The following is an 18,623-nucleotide window of genomic DNA, read 5'->3' as shown; positions in this document are numbered from 1 at the left end:
CGCGCGCCACCGCCGACCAGCCCGACCCGTCGCCCGCGACGACTCCCCGACCCGGGGTCACCCGCCGTGGACGGCTCGCACACCCGTCGTCATCCATCGATGGTCAGTCTGCCGCGCCAGCACCCCCGGCCGCATCCCCCTCTTCGGCCGCCAACGCCTCGATTGCCGCCTCCACCTCGCCCGCGCGCCGCCGAGCCGCGCTGACCGCCCGCTCCGCGGCGCGCCGGGCGAGCTTGGCCCGGCTGAGATCCTGCTCGGCGACCGCCCGCCGCCGCTCCAGCTCGGCCAGCTCGGCCTCGATCCCGTCGAGTACGGCGGCGCCGTCCCGCTCCTGCCCGGTCGCCTCGGTCAGCTCGGCCTCGACGCGCTCCTGGTCGGCCTGGGCCAGGGCCAGCTCCCGGTCCAGGGCGCGGCGCTGCCGGACCCGCTCGGCACGGGCCGCCCGCTGCGCGGCACGCTCGGCCTGCTCGGCGCGCTCCGCCGCCCGGTCTGTGCGGGAGGTCGCCCGGTCCGGGCGGGAGGCTCCGCGGTCCGTGCGGGAGGCCGCCCGGTCCTTCCCGGTCGCCGGCTCGGGGCGCCCCCGCTGGGCACCGGGTCGGCGGGCCGGGCGCTCCTCCTCCGGCTCCTCGTCGTCGCCGGTGACCAGCCGCAGTTGTGGGCGGGGCACCTCGCCGAAACCGGCGTAGCTGGCCGCCCGGAGCAGACGACCGGCCCGGACCTGCTCGGCGACCTCGGCGTCGGAGAACGCCGCGTTGAGGGTCGCCTCCACCTCGGCCAGTGGCAGCCTACCCCCCGGTGGCGCGTCCGGCTCCGCCGCCGCGAGCTTGCGGACCTCGGCGACCAGGGCACCGACCACCGCCCGGCGTTGCGCGGACAGCTCCCGCAGTCGGGGGCCGCGCAGCTCCCGCTGGGCGGTGCGCAGCTCGTCGGCGAGCTCGACGAGGTCGGCGACCAGCTCGGGGCGTCTGATGGCGAGCAGGTTCACCAGCCAGGCGGCCACCGTCGGGCGGCGGAGCCGGGCCAACTGCCGCGCGGTGGTCGGGTCACCGGCACGGCGGGCGTCGGCCACGGCGGCGTCCCGGGCGGCCACGAACCGGTCCGGTGGGGTGCGGTAGAGCTGCTGCACCAGCTCCGTCGAGGGGCCGGGCATCGGGTCAGACGTCCACCCGGCTGCCGGGCTCCAGTCGCTGGTACTCGGTGCCGGACATCGCCGTGTACTGCCGGTTGAGCACACCCAGCCCGTTGTCGTTGAGCAGGCCGTCGTGCAGGGCGTACGCGCGCCGCGGCGCGACGGCCCGGATGAAGTCGAGCACCTCGGAGAACTTCGACCAGGGGGCGTGGATCGGCGCGAAGAGCGTGTCGACGGGTGTCTCGTCGGGCACCACCAGCGAGTCACCCGGGTGGTAGACCACGTCGTTGATCAGGTAACCGAGGTTGTCCACCACCGGGATGTCCGGGTGGATCACCGCGTGCCGCCCTCCGTACGCGCGGACGGCGACCCCGGCGGCGGTGAACGACTGACCGGGGGTGACCGGGTGGAGGGTCTCGGCCGCGTCGCCCAGGGCCCCGGCGAGCGAGGCGGGGCCGTGGATCGGGAACGGCTGCCGGTCGAGTTGCAGGCGCACCGCCGCCAGGTCGAGGTGGTCGGGGTGCTCGTGGGTGATCAGCACCGCGTCCGCACCGTCCAGGGCCACCGCTGGATCGCTGAACATGCCGGGGTCGACGACCAGCACTCCCCCGTCGTGCTCCACACGGAGGCAGGAGTGGGCGTACTTGGTGAGCCGCATCGTGACTCCTCGATTATCGAATCGTGACGTCCTCAGCGCAGTCTGCCGGAACCAGCCGACGCGTGCGCAGCGTCCGAGCTATCGCCACACCGGATGACGACGATGGGAGCGGGGATGGACGGACAGGTGGTACGACGCCACGGCACACTGCTGGCGGTGACGGCACTGGCGGCGACGCTGGTGCTGACGGGATGCGGCGCCGGCGACGACAGCGGGTCGAAGGACGCCGCGGGCTCGGCGGCCGAGGCGCCGGCGAAGGCCGGCGTGGCGGGCGAGGCGGGCGAGGCGAACAGGGACACCGCCGCGGACGCGGCGGGGGCGGCCGGGGCCGGCGCACCGGACCTGCGGGTCGACCAACGGGCGATCATCTACACCGGAACGATGCGCGTGCAGGTGGACGATGTGGACGCGGCGGCCCGCGAGACCACCGCCGTGGCCACCCGGGCCGGTGGCTTCATCGGGGGCGACCAGCGGCGCAGTGCCGGCGTCGACGCGGTGGCGGAGTTGCAGCTGCGGGTGCCGGCACCGAAGTTCGCCGGCGTGGTGGAGGAGATCGCGAAGCTCGGGCGGCAGCAGAGCCGGGAGATCGACACACAGGACGTCACCGAGGAGACCGTCGACCTGGACGCCCGGATCACCAGTCAGCGGGCCCGGGTGGACAGCGCCCGCCGGTTGCTGGGCCGCGCCACCTCGATCACCGACCTGGTGTCGTTGGAGAACGAGCTGGGTCGCCGGGAGGCCGACCTGGCGTCGCTGGAGGCCAAGAAGCGACGGCTGGCCGACCTGACCGCCCTGTCCACGATCACCGTGTCGCTGGCGGGCCCGGCGGCCAAGGCCGCCGAGGAGAAGGCCGAGACCGGCTTCCTGGTCGGGCTCAGGGGCGGCTGGAAGGCGTTCGTCGCCTCGTTGACCGTCCTGCTCACCGTGCTGGGCGCGCTGCTGCCGTGGCTGGTGGCGCTCGGCGTACCCCTGGCGGTGCTGCTGGTGGTGCTGCGCCGACGCCGGAAGGTCCCGGCTCTGGTCGGTCCGGTCAGCGCACCGCCGCCAGTGCCCGCAGCGCGGTCTGCACCATGACCCGTACGCCCGCCGGGATGGCCCGCTCGTCCACGTCGAAGCTTGCGCGGTGCAGGTCGACGTTGGGACCGGAACGGCCCACGCCGAGCCGGGCGAGGGCGCCGGGGACGTACTCCAGATACCAGGAGAAGTCCTCGCCACCCATGCTCTGCGGCGTCTCGGCGATCCCCTCCGGGCCGAGCGCGGCGGCGGTGGCGGCGGTCAGCACCTGGATCGCCCGGGCGTCGTTGCACACCGGCGGCCGGCCGCGCAGATATTCCAGGTCGACCGTGGCGCCGGTCGGGGCGATCACGTCCCGGACCACCTGAGCGACGATCTTGGGAGCCTGCTCCCACGTGTCGCGGTCCATCACCCGCAGGGTGCCGGAGGCACTCGCCTCGGAGGGGATGACGTTGTAACGGGTGCCGGCCGAGGCGTGGCCGAAGACCAGCAGCAGGCCACTGTTGGCCGGCACCCGGCGGCTGACCAGGGCGGGCACTTCGGTGATCAGCCGGCCGAGCGCATCGACCAGGTCGACGGTCAGGTGCGGCCGGGCGGTGTGACCACCCGGGCCGGAGAGCCGGACGGTGACGTTGTCGGCGGCCGCAGTGATCGGGCCGACCCGCAGGCCGACCTGGCCCACCGGCAGGTTCGGGTCGCAGTGCAGCGCGAAGATCTGCACGACGTCGTCCAGGCCACCGGCCTCGATGACCTCCAGCGAGCCGCAGGGCAGGATCTCCTCGGCCGGCTGGAAGATGAGTCGGACCCGCCCGTCCAGCTCACCGAGGTCGGCGAGCTGGGCCAGCAGCATACCGACGCCGAGCAGGACGGTCGTGTGCACGTCGTGCCCGCAGGCGTGGCAGACGCCCTCCACGGTCGACCGGTAGGGCACGTCCTTGGTGTCGTCGAGCGGCAGGGCGTCGATGTCGGCGCGCAGCGCGACGACCGGGCCGTCCGGCCGGCCGTTGACGTCGCAGATCACGCCGTTGCCCTTGGGCAGCAGACGCGGGTGCAGCCCGGCCAGCGACAGCTCCCGGGCGATCAGGGCGGCCGTCTCGAACTCGTTGCCGGACAGCTCAGGGTGCGAGTGGATGTGACGGCGCGTAGCGATCAGCCCCGGTACCCGCAGGGCGAGGAGGTGGTCCAGGTCGCGGGGCAGCGGCTGGGAGCCGGGGGGCGTCTCCAGCCAGGACGACGCCAGCTGGCCATCTGTGGGCAGCGTCAACGCACTCGTCACGTCGAATTCTCGATCACTAGAAGTGGATGGATCATCGGGGACAGCAGACAGCCTAGACCTCCGGCGGTGACGCTGCGCAACCTCGTTCCGGTAATGATCAGACCGCGTAGCGTCACGAATGCCCTGCTGAGGGCGCTCGGAGATGTGCGGGACAGCAGGTAGATCGTGCTCGAATGCCGTCATCCGCCCCTCACCTCCTACAACGCGTAACCAATCGTGGCGGTCGCGAATCCGGGGTGCCACCAGGGGACCCCTGTTGCAAATTGTCGCATTAGTCGGGGTGGTGAACTGACACTCCGACAATTAGCCGACCACACTCCGCGACGACCGGATAAGGACGCTCACACGCACGCGTCGACCACGGGCGCACACGGTGTGCGTCCGTGGTCGAAGGGGTACCCGCTGAACCGGACGCAAACACCGCCGTCGCGGCCAGTGCCGGTCAGAAACGATCGGTGGGCCGGTACAACCCCCACACCTCGCGCAACGTCCCGCACACCTCGCCCACTGTCGCCCGGGCCCGCAGCGCCGCCTTCATCGGGTAGAGCACGTTGTCCGTTCCCTCGGCCGCGGCCCGCAGATCCGCGAGAGCCCGCGTCACCGCGTCGGCGTCCCGCTCGGAGCGCAGCCGCGCCAGCCGGTCGGCCTGGGCCGCCTCGATCGTCGGGTCGACCCGCAGCGGCTCGTACGGCTCCTCCTCGTCAACGGTGAACCGGTTGAGCCCGACCACCACCCGCTCACCCGAGTCGATCTCCTGGGCGATCCGGTACGCGGACTGCTCGATCTCCCGCTTCTGGAACCCGGCCTCGATCGCGTCCACCGCCGAGCCGTGGTCGGCCACCCGCTCCATCAACTCGACGGCGGCGGCCTCGATCTCGGCGGTCATCGCCTCCACCACGTACGAGCCGGCGAACGGGTCGACGGTGGCGGTCAGGTCCGTCTCGTACGCCAGCACCTGCTGGGTCCGCAGCGCGAGCCGGGCCGCCTTCTCGGTGGGCAGCGCGATCGCCTCGTCGAAGCTGTTGGTGTGCAGCGACTGGGTGCCGCCGAGCACCGCGCCCAACCCCTGCACCGCCACCCGGACCAGGTTCACCTCCGGCTGCTGCGCGGTGAGCTGCACACCGGCGGTCTGGGTGTGGAAGCGCAGCATCATCGACTTCGGGTCCTTGGCGCCGAAGTCGTCCCGCATCAGACGGGCCCAGATCTTGCGGGCGGCACGGAACTTCGCCACCTCTTCCAGCAGGGTCGTGCGGGCCACGAAGAAGAACGACAGCCGGGGCGCGAAGTCGTCCACGGCGAGCCCGGCGGCCAGCGCCGCCCGCACGTACTCCACGCCGTTGGCCAGGGTGAACGCGATCTCCTGCGCGGGCGTCGCGCCGGCCTCGGCCATGTGGTAGCCGGAGATGGAGATGGTGTTCCACTTCGGCACCTCCTTGCGGCAGTACGCGAACGTGTCGGCCACCAGGCGCAGCGACGGCTTCGGCGGGAAGATGTACGTCCCCCGGGCGATGTACTCCTTGAGGATGTCGTTCTGGATCGTGCCGTTGAGCGCCGAGCCGGGCACCCCGTTCTCCTCGGCGACGAGCTGGTAGAGCAGCAGCAGCACCGAGCCGGGCGCGTTGATGGTCATCGAGGTGGAGACCTTGTCCAGCGGAATGTCGGCGAAGAGCAGCCGCATGTCCTCGATGGAGTCGATGGCGACGCCCACCTTGCCGACCTCGCCGTGCGCGATCGGCTCGTCGGAGTCGTAGCCCATCTGCGTCGGCAGGTCGAAGGCGACCGAGAGGCCCATCGTGCCGGCCCGCAACAGCTGGTGGTACCGCGCGTTGGACTCGGTGGCGGTGCCGAAGCCGGCATACTGGCGCATGGTCCACGGACGGGAGGTGTACATCGTGGGGTAGACCCCCCGGGTGTACGGGAACTCGCCGGGGCTGCCCAGCCGGGAGTCCAGGTCCTCCGGAAGGTCGGCCTCCGTGTAGACGCCGTTGATCGGGAAACCGGACTCGCTTGACCGCCGTTCACTCATCCCCGGATGGTAGGACGCCTGGCCACGCCCTCGCGTGAGGGATACCGCACAGTGCGTCCCGACCGGTCGACACCAGGTGAACGACACGGCACGTTCTGTCAGCTTCGATAAACGTCCGTCGCGTCGGCTTTCGCATCGGGCGTCGGAACCAGCAAGATAGGGGGGTTGTGTCCCAGCCCCCCTCGATTTCCCCCGGTGGCTTTTCTGTGACTCAGATCCCGACGTGGAGCGGCGGACCAGTTAGTCCCGCCAACGGCCGAGCGGCGCCCGGCACCACCATTGGTGGCCGGTACTCGCTGCGGTCCTCGGTGGGCAACGGCGGCATGGGCACGGTGTGGCGCGCCACAGACACCCTGCTGCGCCGTGACGTGGCGGTGAAGGAGGTCGTCCTTCCTCCGGGTCTGGCCCCCAGCGACCGTGACGCCATGTACGAACGCACCCTGCGCGAGGCCCGCGCCGCCGCCGCCATCCAGCACCCCGCCGTCGTGCAGGTGTACGACGTGGTCACCGAGGCCGGCCGGCCGTGGATCGTGATGGAGCTGCTGGACGCCCGCAGCCTCGCCGACATGGTCATCGAGGACGGGCCGGTGGCGCCCCGGGCCGTTGCCAAGATCGGCATCGCGCTGCTCGGCGCGTTGGAGGTCGCGCACGCCATCGGTGTCCTGCACCGGGACGTGAAACCCGCCAACGTGCTGATCTGCGCCGACGGGCGCTGCGTGCTGACCGACTTCGGGGTAGCCCGGATGCCCACCGACGTCCAGCTCACCACCCCCGGCATGGTGCTCGGCTCCCCGCACTTCATCTCGCCCGAGCGCGCCATGGGCCAGGAGTTCGGGCCGCCGAGCGATCTCTTCTCACTGGGTGTGACGCTCTACACAGCGGTCGAGGGGCGACCCCCGTTCGACAAGGGCGACCCGATCGAGACCATGCACGCCGTGGTCGAGGACCCGCCCGCCCCGCCGCAGCGCAGCGGCCCGCTGACCCGCGTGCTGATGGGTCTGTTGGAGAAGGACCCGGCGCGCCGGTTGGACGTGCACACCTCGCGGGCCATGCTGCGCGAGCTGCTCGCCGGCGCACTGGGCAGCACCGCGACCGCCGTGCACTCGGTCACCGACCCGTACGCCGTGGTGCCGGTGCAGCAGCGCCCGGTGCCCGTCCTGCCGCCGCCCCAGCCGGAGCCGAAGCCGGACAGCCAGATCGGTGGGCCCGCCATGCTGGCCCCGGGTGAGTCGCTCACCGACCGGCTGGCGGCGCTGAGCCGGGGCGAACGCCCACAGCCCACCGGCACGACCGGTGCCACCGGGCTCGACGAGACCAGCGCCGACGCGTTGGCCGGCCCGCTGCACACCCCCACCGGCGCGATGCCCGCACCCGGCCGACAGTCCGCCGGGCGTGCCTACGGCGGCAACGCGGACGCCACCCAGCGGGTGGACGCCGGGGCGCACCCGGACGCCACCCAGCGGGTCACCTACGGCACTCCGGCCGGCGCCACCCAGCAGGTCGGCTACGGCGGCGCACCGGAGGCCACCCAACGCATCGGCGGCACCTACGGCGGCGGCAACCAGTGGTCGGTGCCGGGCACCGGCCAACCCTGGGCCACGCCGCCGGCCGCGTCCGGCGGCGGTGGCGCGCTGGGCAAGGTCCGCGCCACCGGTGGTCAGCTCGTCGGCACGGTCAAGGGCTGGCCGCGCAAGGTGCAGCTCGCCGCGGCCGGCGGGTTGGCCGTTGTGCTGCTGCTCACCGTGGTGGCGCTCTCCGGCGGTGACGACGCGCCGCCGAGCACTCCGCAGGCGCAGCCCACCCCGTCCACCGCGACCGCGCCGACCGTCGAGATGCAGGAACACGCCGCCCGCGGCATCCAGCTCATGGTGCCGAAGGGTTGGAAGAAGGCCACCGGCGGTTCCTACACCGACTACATCGACCCGGAGGACAGCGGCCGCAAGGTGCGCATCATCACCGAGAAGTGGTCCAGCGACTCCAACCGTTGGGCGGAGACGGCGGAGAACGGTCTCAAGACCAGGAGCACCTCCTGCGTCAAGCCGTACCAGCAGATCAGTGCCACCGAGACCGAGCTGGCCAGCAAGCCCGCCGCCGAGTTCGAATACACCTGCGGCGAGGGCGACGCCATGCGGCACGGCGTCTGGCGTGGTGTGGCCGAGGGCGGCAAGGCGTACTCGTTCTACCTGACCTCGACGGACACCAAGTTCGCGGAGAGCAAGCCGATCTTCGACGAGATGGTGCGGACGTTCCAGCTCACCGGAGACGGCTGAGCCGGAGGGAACCGACAGCGGTGATCCGCCGCCGTGCTATCAAGAGGCATGGCGGCGGACACCACTGACATCGACGACATTCGCGAGCAAGCCCGGCGCTGGCTGGCCGACGACCCCGACCCGGCCAGCCGGGACGAGCTGACGGCGGTGCTCGACCGGCTGCCGGCGAGCGCGCCGGAGCTGGCCGACCGGTTCGCCGGCCCACTGACCTTCGGCACCGCGGGCCTGCGCGGCCCACTGCGGGCCGGCCCGAACGGAATGAACCTCGCCGTGGTCACCCAGGCCGCTGCCGGCCTGGTCGGCTGGCTCGCGGCCCAGGGCGGCACCGGCCCCCTGGTGATCGGTTACGACGCTCGGCACGGCTCCCGGGAGTTCGCCGAGCGCACCGCCCAGGTGGCCACCGGGGCGGGTCGACCGGCGCTGCTGCTGCCCCGCCCGCTGCCCACCCCGGTGCTGGCGTACGCGGTGCGCCACCTCGGCGGAGTCGCCGGTGTGATGGTCACGGCCAGCCACAACCCACCTCAGGACAACGGCTACAAGGTCTACCTCGGTGCGGAGCTGGGCGGTGAGCTGGGCGCGGGTGCCCAGATCGTGCCGCCCGCCGACGCCGGCATCGAGGCGGCCATCCGATCGGTCGGCCCGCTGACCCAGGTGCCGCTCGGCCCACCCGGGCAGGTGCTCGGCGACGACCTGGCCGCCTCGTACGTCGAACAGGCCACCGCCGTGATCGACCCGGACGGGCCACGGGACCTGATGGTGGCGTACACCCCTCTGCACGGGGTGGGCGCGGCGGTGCTCACCGCCGCCTTCGCCCGCGCCGGTTTCCCGGTGCCCGGCGTGGTCCCCGACCAGGCCGAGCCGGACCCGGCGTTTCCCACCGTGTCGTTCCCCAACCCGGAGGAGCCGGGGGCGGTGGACCGGCTGATCGCCCTGGCCGACTCGACCGGCGCGGATCTCGCCATCGCGAACGACCCGGACGCCGACCGTTGCGCGGTGGTCGTCCGCGACGGGCGCGACGGCTGGCGGATGCTGCGCGGCGACGAGGTGGGCGTGCTGCTGGCCGATCACCTGATGCGGCGCGGGGTGACCGGGCTGTACGCGACCACGATCGTGTCCTCGTCACTGCTGCGCGCGATGTGCGCAGCGCGCGGCCTGGCCTACGACGAGACGCTGACCGGGTTCAAGTGGATCGTGCGGGCTGGCGGCGGGAGCACGCCTCTGGTCTTCGGCTACGAGGAGGCGCTCGGCTACTGCGTCGCACCGGAGCACGTCCGGGACAAGGACGGCATCACGGCGGCGCTGACCGTGGCCGAGTTGGCCGCCGGTCTGAAGACCCAGGGTCGGACGCTGACCGACCGGCTCGACGAGTTGGCCGCCGAGTTCGGCGTGCACCACACCGACCAGCTCTCCGCCCGGGTGGACGACCTGCGGGTGATCAGCGACGCGATGGCCAGGATCCGGGCGGACACCCCGACGACCCTGCTCGGGCAGCCGGTGGACAGCGTCCGGGACCTGCTGCCCGAGTCGGACGTGGTGATCCTGCGCACCGCGGCGGCCCGGGTGGTGATCCGGCCCTCCGGGACCGAGCCGAAGCTCAAGGCGTACCTCGAGGTGGTGGAACCGGTCGTGGACGGTGACGTCCGGACGGCCCGCGGCAGGGCGGCGTCGGCCGTCGCCGCGCTTCGCGCCGAGGTCAGCGCCGCCCTCGGCATCTGAACCACCCGTCCTTTGCTCTGCACCCGCGGAAGCGCCACTGGCTGAGCTGTCGGCCGGTGGCGCCTGGGCGGGTGCAGAGCAAAGGGAACACCGAGCGGGGTCGGCCCCCGACGGTCAGCGGCGCGGGCCGGCACGTGGTGCCTGGGCGGGTGCAGAGCAGAGGGAACGCCGAGCGGGGTCGACCCGGCGTCAGCGGCGCGGGCCGAGGGCCTGGTCGACGGCGCGGCCCAGGGCCGCGACGACCAGGCCGACCGACGGGCGGACCACCGAGTCGTCGGTGCTCACCTCGCCGGAGAAGCCGGCGCCGGTGGCGATCTCCTCCAGCCTGCGGCGCGCGTCGGCGGCGGTCTCACCGTCCACCCCGAGCGACGACTCCATCCGCAGCACCACGACCAGGGTGGCCAACGCCGCGGTCCGCTCGTCCGGGGCCGCCGCGCCGGTCAGGGCCTCGGCCAGCCGCTGGCGGGTCTCCGCCTCGACGGAGGCGTCCACCACCGGGTAACGGTGCACGTGGATGAAACCCAGCTCGGTCTCGTCGACGTCGCGGACCACACCCTGGCTGCACAGGTCACCGAGGATCCGGTCGCGCAGGCCGTGCCGCAGACGCTGCACCCAGGAGGCCGGGGTGTGCGGGGTGTCGACCGCGATCCGGCTCAACACCTCGTCGGCGACCGGCTCGCCGGTCGGCGTCGGGTCGACCACGGTCAACGACCCTTCGGCGTACGCGATCCGGCCGGCGATGGCCAACTCGACCAGCACCGCGGCGGCCATGCCGAGGTCCAGGCTGATCCGAGGCATGGTCGCCTTGCCGGTCGTGTCGTCGTAGGCGAGGAGCAGCAACTCCTCGGCGAGCGCAACACCAGTCATGGCCCGAGACGGTAGCGGGTCCGCGCACCACCGCGCACGGACCCGCCACACCCGGCACCGACCGGGTGTCGCGCTCAGAACCGGGGCATGCCGCCGAACTGGCGGTCGCCGGCGTCCCCGAGCCCGGGGACGATGAACATGCTGTCGTTGAGCCCCTGGTCGATCGAGGCCGTGACCAGCCGCAACGGCAGGCCGGAGCGTTCCAGCCGCTCGATGCCCACCGGGGCGGCGAGCACGCAGAGCACGGTGATGTCGGTGCAGCCACGGTCGGCCAGCAACCGGCAGGAATGCTCCAGCGAGCCACCGGTCGCCAGCATCGGGTCGAGCACCAGCACCGGCAGCCCGGTCAGATCGCGGGGCAGCGACTCCATGTACGCGCGCGGCTCGTAGGTCTCCTCGTCACGGGCCAGGCCGACGAAGCCCATCGAGGACTCCGGCAGCAGGCCGAGTGCGGCGTCCGCCATGCCGAGGCCGGCCCGCAGCACCGGCACCAGCAGCGGCGGGTTGGCCAGCCGGGTGCCCTCGGCGCCGGTGACCGGCGTCTGCACCTGGTACCGCTCGACGGGGAAGGAACGCGCCGCCTCGTACACCAGCATGGTGGTCAGTTCGTGCAGCGCCGCCCGGAACGTCGAGGAATCGGTGCGCGCGTCCCGCATGGCGGTCAGCCGAGACTGGGCCAGCGGGTGGTCAATGACGTGTACGTCCACGATCGCTCAACCTACCGGTCCGTTCGGCGCGGTGGTGCGGGTGCGGTCGGACCAGCGACGCCGCTCACGCCGGGCCCGCCGTGACCAAGATCACTCAGCCGTCCGGTGCGTAGACTTCTCGGCATGACGGCGACAACGACGTCGGCCCGGTCGGAGCTCTCCGAGCTGGGACGATCCGAGACCGCTCTGCGGACCTTCCTGCACGGGCTTCCCGGTGTGGACCAGGTCGGCGCGGAGCAGCGGGCGGCACAGCTCGGCACCCGATCCATCAAGACCACCGCCAAGGCCCAGGCGATCGACCTGGCGATCCGGATGGTCGACCTGACCACCCTGGAGGGGGCGGACACCCCGGGCAAGGTGCGCGCGCTCGCCGCGAAGGCGCTGCGCCCGGACCCGGCCGACCCGTCCTGCCCACACGTCGGCGCGGTCTGCGTCTACCCGGCGATGGTCCCGTACGTGGCCGAGGTGCTGCGCGGATCCGCCGTGCACCTGGCCAGCGTGGCGACCGCGTTCCCGTCGGGTCAGGCCCCCTTGGAGATCAAGCTCGCCGACACCCGGGCCGCCGTCGCGGCCGGCGCCGACGAGATCGACATGGTGATCAACCGGGGTGCGTTCCTGGCCGGGCGCTACAAGGAGGTCTACGACGAGATCGTGGCCACCAAGGAGGCCTCCGGCGACGCCCACCTCAAGGTGATCCTGGAGACCGGCGAGCTGGCCACCTACGACAACGTGCGGCGGGCCTCCTGGCTGGCCATGCTGGCCGGCGGCGACTTCATCAAGACCTCCACCGGCAAGGTCCCGGTCGCGGCGACCCTGCCGGTGACCCTGGTGATGCTGGAAGCGGTCCGTGACTTCCGGGCGGCGACCGGGCGGCAGGTGGGCGTGAAGCCCGCCGGTGGCATCAAGACCACCAAGGACGCGATCAAGTACCTGGTGATGGTCAACGAGACCGTCGGCCCGGACTGGCTCGACCCGGACTGGTTCCGCTTCGGCGCGTCCAGCCTGCTCAACGACCTGCTGATGCAGCGCACCAAGCTGACGACCGGCACCTACTCCGGTCCCGACTACTTCACCCTGGACTGATAGCCGATGTTCGAATACGCCCCCGCCCCCGAGTCCCGCTCGGTGGTGGACCTCAAACCCTCGTACGGGCTGTTCATCGACGGCACGTTCGTCGACCCCACCGACGGTGGCAGCTTCAAGTCGATCAACCCCGCCTCCGAGGAGGTGCTGGCCGAGATCGCAGAGGCCGGCGCCCAGGACGTGGAGCGCGCCGTGCGTGCCGCCCGCAAGGCGTACGACAAGGTCTGGGGTCCGATGTCGGGCCGGGACCGGGCGAAGTACCTGTACCGGATCGCCCGGCTCATCCAGGAGCGCTCCCGCGAGCTGGCCGTCCTGGAATCCCTGGACAACGGCAAGCCCATCCGGGAGTCCCGGGACGTCGACCTGCCGCTGGTCGCCGCGCACTTCTTCTACTACGCCGGTTGGGCCGACAAGCTGAGCCACGCAGGCTTCGGCCCGAACCCCCGGCCGATCGGCGTGGCCGCGCAGGTCATCCCGTGGAACTTCCCGCTGCTCATGCTGGCCTGGAAGATCGCCCCGGCGCTCGCCGCGGGCAACACGGTGGTGCTGAAGCCCGCCGAGACCACCCCGCTCACCGCGCTGCTCTTCGCCGAGATCTGCCAGCAGGCCGACCTGCCGGCCGGTGTCGTCAACATCGTCACCGGCGCCGGCGACACCGGCCGGGCACTGGTCGAGCACACCGGCGTCGACAAGGTCGCCTTCACCGGCTCCACCGAGGTCGGCCGGGCCATCGCCCGGTCCGTCGCCGGCACCAGCAAGAAGCTCACCCTGGAACTGGGCGGCAAGGCCGCCAACATCGTCTTCGACGACGCGCCCATCGACCAGGCCGTCGAGGGCATCGTCAACGGCATCTTCTTCAACCAGGGGCACGTCTGCTGCGCCGGCTCCCGCCTGCTGGTCCAGGAGAACGTGGCCGACCGCGTACTGGAGTCGCTGAAGCGGCGGATGGCCCAGCTCCGGGTCGGCGACCCACTGGACAAGAACACCGACGTCGGCGCGATCAACTCCGCCGCCCAGCTGGAGCGGATCCGCGAGCTGTCCGACGCCGGCTCCGCCGAGGGCGCCGAGCGCTGGTCACCGCCGTGCGAGCTGCCCGAGCGCGGCTTCTGGTTCGCGCCCACCATCTTCACCGGGGTCACCCAGGCCCACCGGATCGCCCGCGAGGAGATCTTCGGCCCGGTGCTGTCGGTGCTCACCTTCCGCACCCCGGCCGAGGCCGTCGAGAAGGCCAACAACACGCCGTACGGGCTGTCGGCCGGCATCTGGACCGACAAGGGTTCGCGGATCCTGTGGATGGCCGACCGGCTGCGCGCCGGCGTGGTCTGGGCCAACACGTTCAACAAGTTCGACCCCACCTCGCCGTTCGGTGGCTACAAGGAGTCGGGTTACGGTCGCGAGGGCGGCCGGCACGGGCTGGAGGGCTACCTCAATGTCTGAGCGCGTCGCGGTACGCAAGACGTACAAGCTCTTCATCGGCGGGAAGTTCCCGCGCAGCGAGTCGGGACGGTCGTATCTCGTGCAGTCCTCGAATGTGTCACTGGCCTCCCGCAAGGACGCCCGGGACGCGGTGGTCGCCGCCCGCGCCGCCGTGAAGGGCTGGGCCGGCGCGACCGCGTACAACCGGGGTCAGATCCTCTACCGCGCCGCCGAGATGCTGGAGGGCCGCCGCGAGCAGTTCGTCGCCCTGGGCGTGCCCGGCGACGAGGTGGACGCCGCGGTGGACCGCTGGGTCTGGTACGCCGGCTGGGCCGACAAGCTCGCCCAGGTGTACGGCGGCGCCAACCCGGTCGCCGGCCCGTACTTCAACATCTCGGCGCCCGAGCCGACCGGCGTGGTCGCGGTGGTCGCCCCCGAGCGCCCGGCGCTGCTCGGCCTGGTCAGCGTGATCGCCCCGGCGATCGTCAGCGGCAACACGGTGGTCGTGGCGGCCTCGCCCTCCGAGCCACTGGCTGCGGTGACGCTGGCCGAGGTGCTGGCCACCTCCGACCTGCCCGGTGGGGTGGTCAACATTCTCACCGGCGCGATCACCGAGACCGCGCCGGCGCTGGCTGCGCACATGGACGTCAACGCGATCGACCTGAGCGGGGTGACCGACACCTCGCTCGCCACCGACCTGGAGGTCAGGGCGGCGGAGAACCTCAAGCGGGTGCTCCGGCCTGCCCCGGCCGACCACGACTGGTCCGTCGACCCGGGTCTGGCTCGGATGACGGCGCTGCTGGAGACCAAGACCGTGTGGCATCCCAAGGGGGTGTGATTCGTTCCCGGCCTTTGGGTTTTCCGGGGGAGCCCCACCCGCTCCGGGCGGTCAGGCTTGATCCCTGCGCGGGTGGGGCTCCCCCGGAAAACCTGACGTGGGCCGGGTTCGCCGGGGTGGGTCAGCTCACGGGTTCTGCCTCGGGTCGGGTTGCCGGTCGGGGGCAGGTAGGTGCGGTGAGGCACTGTCTGTGCCGGGCGCTCTCCCGCCGCCGGCCCGTTCCTCGCCGCCGGGCCGCCCTCGCCGGGCCGCTCCTCGCCGCCGGTGCGCGCTTCGCCCGCCCTCGCCGGGGCGGTCAAGATCTGCGCAACTTCCGGGATGTTGCTGCCTGCGGAGCGCCTGAGGCAGCAACATCCCTGAACTTGTGCGGATCTTGCGCCGGTCCGCCGATCCTGGTTGGTGATCATGGGGTTGGCGGGGTTTTTGATCTCGCTTGGCCCGGTCAACCCCATGATCACGGCTGAGAAGGAGGGCCGGTGGGGTGGGCGTGGGGGCCAGGGCTCTACTACCGGGGGTAGGATTGGTGCGTGACTCGGTTGGGCGATCTTGAGCGTGCGGTGATGGACGTGTTGTGGGACGTGGTCCCCGGCACGTCGGACGGTGTGACCGTGCGCGAGGTGGCCGACGCGCTCGACGGCCGCGAGTTGGCGTACACCACGGTGATGACCGTGCTGGACCGGCTCGCCGGCAAGGGCATGGTGCAGCGGGAGCGCGAGGGCCGGGCCTGGCGCTACCGGCCGGCGGCCAGCCGTGAGGCGCACATCGCCCAGCTCATGCTCGACGCCCTCGATCTCGGCGGCAGCCGGGACGCCGCGCTGGTGCGGTTCGCCCGCTCGGTGACCGGCACCGAGGCCGAGGTGCTGCGGGCGGCCCTGGGCAGCGAGGCGGGCCTGACCGGTCCAGGTTCCACCGGCGGCGACCCAGCCGACACCGAGCTGACCGACCGCCTGGACGCACCGACGGGCCGGCGAACCGCCGGCGAGGCAGCGGAGCGGTAGGACGCGCGCCATGGCGTACGCCGTGCACTTCGCCGCCACCATGTTGGCCTGCTACCTGACGGCCCAGGTGCTGGCCCGCTCCACCTGGACGTGGCGCAGCCCCCGGGTGGCGATCATCTGCTGGCAGGCCGTCGGGTTGGCGCTGGGCCTCTCCGCGATGGGCCTGCCCATGGCGCTCGGGTTGAGCGCGTACGACCGGCCGACCGGCAGCGCGCTGCTCGCCCTGGCCGACGACCTCGCCCACGGCACGCTGCCGATCGGGGTGAACGCCTTCCACCTCGCCGGCGTCGGCGTGGGCTTCGGCATCGGCGCGGTGCTGGTGACCACGACCGTCCGCAGCATCCACGGCACCGTACGCGCCCAGCGCCGGCACCGGGACCTGCTCTCCCTGGTCGCCCGGGATGATCCGGCCGCACCCGGTGCGCTGGTGCTGGATCATCCGAGCGCCGCCGCGTACTGCCTGCCCGGGGTGAAGCCGCAGGTGGTGGTCAGCGCCGGCACACTGAGCCTGCTGGACCGCGCCGAGCTGGCCGCGGTGCTCAGCCACGAGCGCGCGCATGCCCACGAGCGGCACGATCTGGTGCTGCTGCCGTTCACCGCGCTGTGCCGGGCGTTGCCGTGGTTCGGCTGGGTCCGCGACGCCCACGAGCGGGTCGCCCTGCTGGTCGAGATGCGTGCCGACGACAAGGCGTGTGAGCTGCACGCCGAAGCGCCGCTCGCCGGAGCACTACGCCGCTTCGCCGCCGCCGGTCACCGCATCACGCCGGCCGGCGCGCTGGGCATGGGCGACCGGGATCTCGACGTACGGGTCCAGCGCCTCCTGGTCACCGACCGGCCGCCCCGGGTGCTCGGCGCCACCGCCCTCGCGGTCGCCAGCACGCTGGTCGCCCTCCCGGTCACCCTCTTCCTGTCCTGACCTGACCCCCGCGCAGCACCCGCACCCCCGCGCCCACACCCGCGCCCCGCGGTGCTCTCGCCGCGGCGGGTCACCGCGCCCCGCGTGCGCCCCGCGCCCCGCTGCCCGCCTCCCCATTGCAAGATCGCGCTCGATCCAGGATCGAGTGGCCTCCACGGCCGACGAGGCCACTACATCCAGGATCGAGCGCGATCTTCCCGGCCCCACAACTACTACGTGATGTCGTAGACTCTATTACGACAGCACGTAGTAGTCAGACGTGTAGAGAACCTACGTGTAGGGTGGCTACGACAAGGGAGCCAACACTACGGAGAGCCGGCCATGGACACCCTGCTCCTCGCCCGCCTGCAGTTCGCCACCACCACCTCGATCCACTTCCTCTTCGTGGTCGTCACGCTCGGGCTGGTCACCCTGCTGGTCGGGATGCAGACCGCCTGGGTGCTCACCGGCACCCCGAAGTGGGAGCGGCTGACCCGCTACTGGGGCCAGCTCTACGTGATCAACTACGTGCTCGGCATCGCCACCGGCATCGTGATGGAGTTCCAGTTCGGGCTGAACTGGAGTGGCCTGTCGCGCTACGTCGGCAATGTCTTCGGCGCGCCGCTGGCCATCGAGACGCTGGTGGCGTTCTTCCTCGAATCCACGTTCCTCGGGATGTGGATCTTCGGCTGGCACCGGCTCGGCAAGGGTGTCCATCTCGCGCTGCTCTGGGGCGTGGCGATCACCGCGTACGCCTCGGCGTTCTGGATCATGGTGGCCAACTCCTGGTTGCAGAACCCGGTCGGTTACGAGGTGCGCGACGGCATCGCCCACCTCACCGACTTCGGCGCGCTGCTGACCAACCCCAGCCTCGGCATGGCGTTCGGGCACGTGGTGTCGGCCGCGTTGCTGGTCGGCGGGATGCTGATGGCGGCGGTCAGCGCCTGGCACCTGATCCGGCGTACGCCCGACTTCGTGCTCTTCCGCACCTCGCTGCGGATCGGGCTGGTCACCTCGGCGCTGGCGATCAGCCTGGTGCAGGGCTTCGGCTTCGCCCAGTTCGGCCCGGTCGGCGGCGTGCAGCCGACCAAGTTCGGCGGCCAGAGCCCGGAGGCGCAGGCGCTGATCGCCGAGTGGACCACCCGGTTCGGCCCCGGCGACTACACGCCACCGGTGCTGGCCAGCGTCGGGCTGGGCTTCATGATCCTGATCGGCTTCACCCTCGGCTGCGTCTGGTTGCTGCTTCCTCTGCTCTTCCGGGACTGGATCATCCGGCTGCGCTTCCCGCTGTGGCTGATCCTGCTCGCCCTGCCACTGCCGTTCGTCGCGGTGATCCTCGGCTGGATCTCCCGCGAGGTCGGCCGCCAGCCCTGGGTGGCGTACGGGCTGCTCCCCACCGAGCAGGCCGTCTCCCCGGTCGGCGCGCCGGTGATGCTCGCCTCGCTGATCGGGTTCAGCCTGCTGCTCGGCACCCTCGCCGTCACCAACTGGGTGCTGCTCGCCCGGCACGCGGCGCGGGGCGCGGCCGACCCGGCACTCGGCCGCCCACCGGCGCCGCCGACCGAGTCGGCCCACCCCGAACCGGCCTTCGCCCGAGGCACTGAGGCACTGAGCAACTGAGGCACTGAGGCACTGAGCAACTGAGGCACTGAGTAACTGAGGTATTGAGGAACTGAGGAGAAGACCGTGGACCTCGCCTGGTACGCCCTGCTCGGCCTCTTCTTCGCCGG

At 72.1% G+C, this 18,623-nt stretch carries 15 protein-coding genes; 9 read left to right on the top strand and 6 right to left on the bottom strand.

Going from position 1 to position 18,623, the window contains the following annotated elements; all coding sequences use genetic code 11:
* Positions 1-103 precede the first annotated feature (103 nt).
* Both LADH09A_RS24370 and LADH09A_RS24365 read right to left on the bottom strand, forming a co-directional pair.
* On the bottom strand, positions 104-1,150 hold the full coding sequence (locus LADH09A_RS24370; RefSeq protein ID WP_238647800.1) for a hypothetical protein: 1,047 nt from the start codon (positions 1,148-1,150) through the stop codon (positions 104-106).
* Positions 1,151-1,154: 4 nt separating this feature from the next.
* Positions 1,155-1,787: an MBL fold metallo-hydrolase gene (locus tag LADH09A_RS24365; protein WP_238647799.1), complete on the bottom strand. Its 633-nt coding sequence runs from the start codon at positions 1,785-1,787 to the stop codon at positions 1,155-1,157.
* 93 nt (positions 1,788-1,880) lie between these two features.
* Between LADH09A_RS24365 and LADH09A_RS24360 the strand changes: the two genes are divergently transcribed.
* Positions 1,881-2,861, top strand: coding sequence for a DUF4349 domain-containing protein (locus LADH09A_RS24360; RefSeq protein ID WP_238647798.1), 981 nt, complete (start codon positions 1,881-1,883; stop codon positions 2,859-2,861).
* Here the strand turns inward: LADH09A_RS24360 and LADH09A_RS24355 are convergent.
* Together LADH09A_RS24355 and LADH09A_RS24350 are read right to left on the bottom strand one after the other, a co-directional pair.
* A complete protein-coding gene (locus LADH09A_RS24355) occupies positions 2,818-4,077 on the bottom strand; it encodes an amidohydrolase (protein WP_238647797.1) in 1,260 nt (419 codons plus the stop codon). The genes LADH09A_RS24360 and LADH09A_RS24355 overlap by 44 nt on opposite strands.
* A gap of 442 nt (positions 4,078-4,519) precedes the next feature.
* The gene (locus LADH09A_RS24350) at positions 4,520-6,103 is read right to left on the bottom strand and encodes an acyl-CoA mutase large subunit family protein (RefSeq protein WP_238647796.1); all 1,584 of its coding nucleotides are present in this window, start codon (positions 6,101-6,103) and stop codon (positions 4,520-4,522) included.
* Positions 6,104-6,309: 206 nt separating this feature from the next.
* Between LADH09A_RS24350 and LADH09A_RS24345 the strand changes: the two genes are divergently transcribed.
* Positions 6,310-8,373 (top strand): serine/threonine-protein kinase, encoded by a 2,064-nt coding sequence (locus LADH09A_RS24345; RefSeq protein ID WP_238647795.1) that lies wholly within the window; start codon positions 6,310-6,312, stop codon positions 8,371-8,373.
* Positions 8,374-8,421: 48 nt separating this feature from the next.
* On the top strand, positions 8,422-10,089 hold the full coding sequence (locus LADH09A_RS24340; RefSeq protein ID WP_238647794.1) for a phospho-sugar mutase: 1,668 nt from the start codon (positions 8,422-8,424) through the stop codon (positions 10,087-10,089).
* Between the two features lie 189 nt (positions 10,090-10,278).
* On the opposite strand, the gene LADH09A_RS24335 is transcribed toward LADH09A_RS24340, so the two are convergent.
* Together LADH09A_RS24335 and upp are read right to left on the bottom strand one after the other, a co-directional pair.
* Positions 10,279-10,956 carry a GOLPH3/VPS74 family protein gene (locus LADH09A_RS24335; RefSeq protein WP_238647793.1) on the bottom strand — a complete coding sequence of 226 codons (678 nt, stop codon included), beginning with the start codon at positions 10,954-10,956 and terminating at the stop codon, positions 10,279-10,281.
* A gap of 74 nt (positions 10,957-11,030) precedes the next feature.
* Positions 11,031-11,663: a uracil phosphoribosyltransferase gene (gene upp / locus LADH09A_RS24330; protein WP_179782109.1), complete on the bottom strand. Its 633-nt coding sequence runs from the start codon at positions 11,661-11,663 to the stop codon at positions 11,031-11,033.
* A 123-nt stretch (positions 11,664-11,786) separates the two neighbouring features.
* Here upp and deoC point away from each other — a divergent pair, with 123 nt between their 5' ends.
* The 6 genes from deoC (at position 11,787) to LADH09A_RS24300 (ending at position 18,513) form a co-directional block, all read left to right on the top strand.
* A complete protein-coding gene (gene deoC, locus LADH09A_RS24325) occupies positions 11,787-12,746 on the top strand; it encodes a deoxyribose-phosphate aldolase (RefSeq protein ID WP_238647792.1) in 960 nt (319 codons plus the stop codon).
* 6 nt (positions 12,747-12,752) lie between these two features.
* A complete protein-coding gene (locus tag LADH09A_RS24320; protein WP_238647791.1) occupies positions 12,753-14,183 on the top strand; it encodes an aldehyde dehydrogenase family protein in 1,431 nt (476 codons plus the stop codon).
* On the top strand, positions 14,176-15,000 hold the full coding sequence (locus tag LADH09A_RS24315; protein WP_238647790.1) for an aldehyde dehydrogenase family protein: 825 nt from the start codon (positions 14,176-14,178) through the stop codon (positions 14,998-15,000). The genes LADH09A_RS24320 and LADH09A_RS24315 overlap by 8 nt, the downstream gene beginning before the upstream one ends.
* A 527-nt stretch (positions 15,001-15,527) precedes the next feature.
* Positions 15,528-15,998 carry a BlaI/MecI/CopY family transcriptional regulator gene (locus LADH09A_RS24310; protein WP_238647789.1) on the top strand — a complete coding sequence of 157 codons (471 nt, stop codon included), beginning with the start codon at positions 15,528-15,530 and terminating at the stop codon, positions 15,996-15,998.
* 10 nt (positions 15,999-16,008) lie between these two features.
* Entirely contained in the window at positions 16,009-16,914 is a 906-nt protein-coding gene (locus LADH09A_RS24305) for a M56 family metallopeptidase (RefSeq protein WP_238647788.1), read from the top strand.
* 321 nt (positions 16,915-17,235) lie between these two features.
* Positions 17,236-18,513 (top strand): cytochrome ubiquinol oxidase subunit I, encoded by a 1,278-nt coding sequence (locus LADH09A_RS24300; protein WP_238647787.1) that lies wholly within the window; start codon positions 17,236-17,238, stop codon positions 18,511-18,513.
* Positions 18,514-18,623: the final 110 nt, after the last annotated feature.

The organism is Micromonospora cabrerizensis, assembly GCF_022230955.1.
Lineage (GTDB): Bacteria > Actinomycetota > Actinomycetes > Mycobacteriales > Micromonosporaceae > Micromonospora > Micromonospora cabrerizensis.
This window is presented reverse-complemented; position numbering and strand designations above follow the sequence as displayed.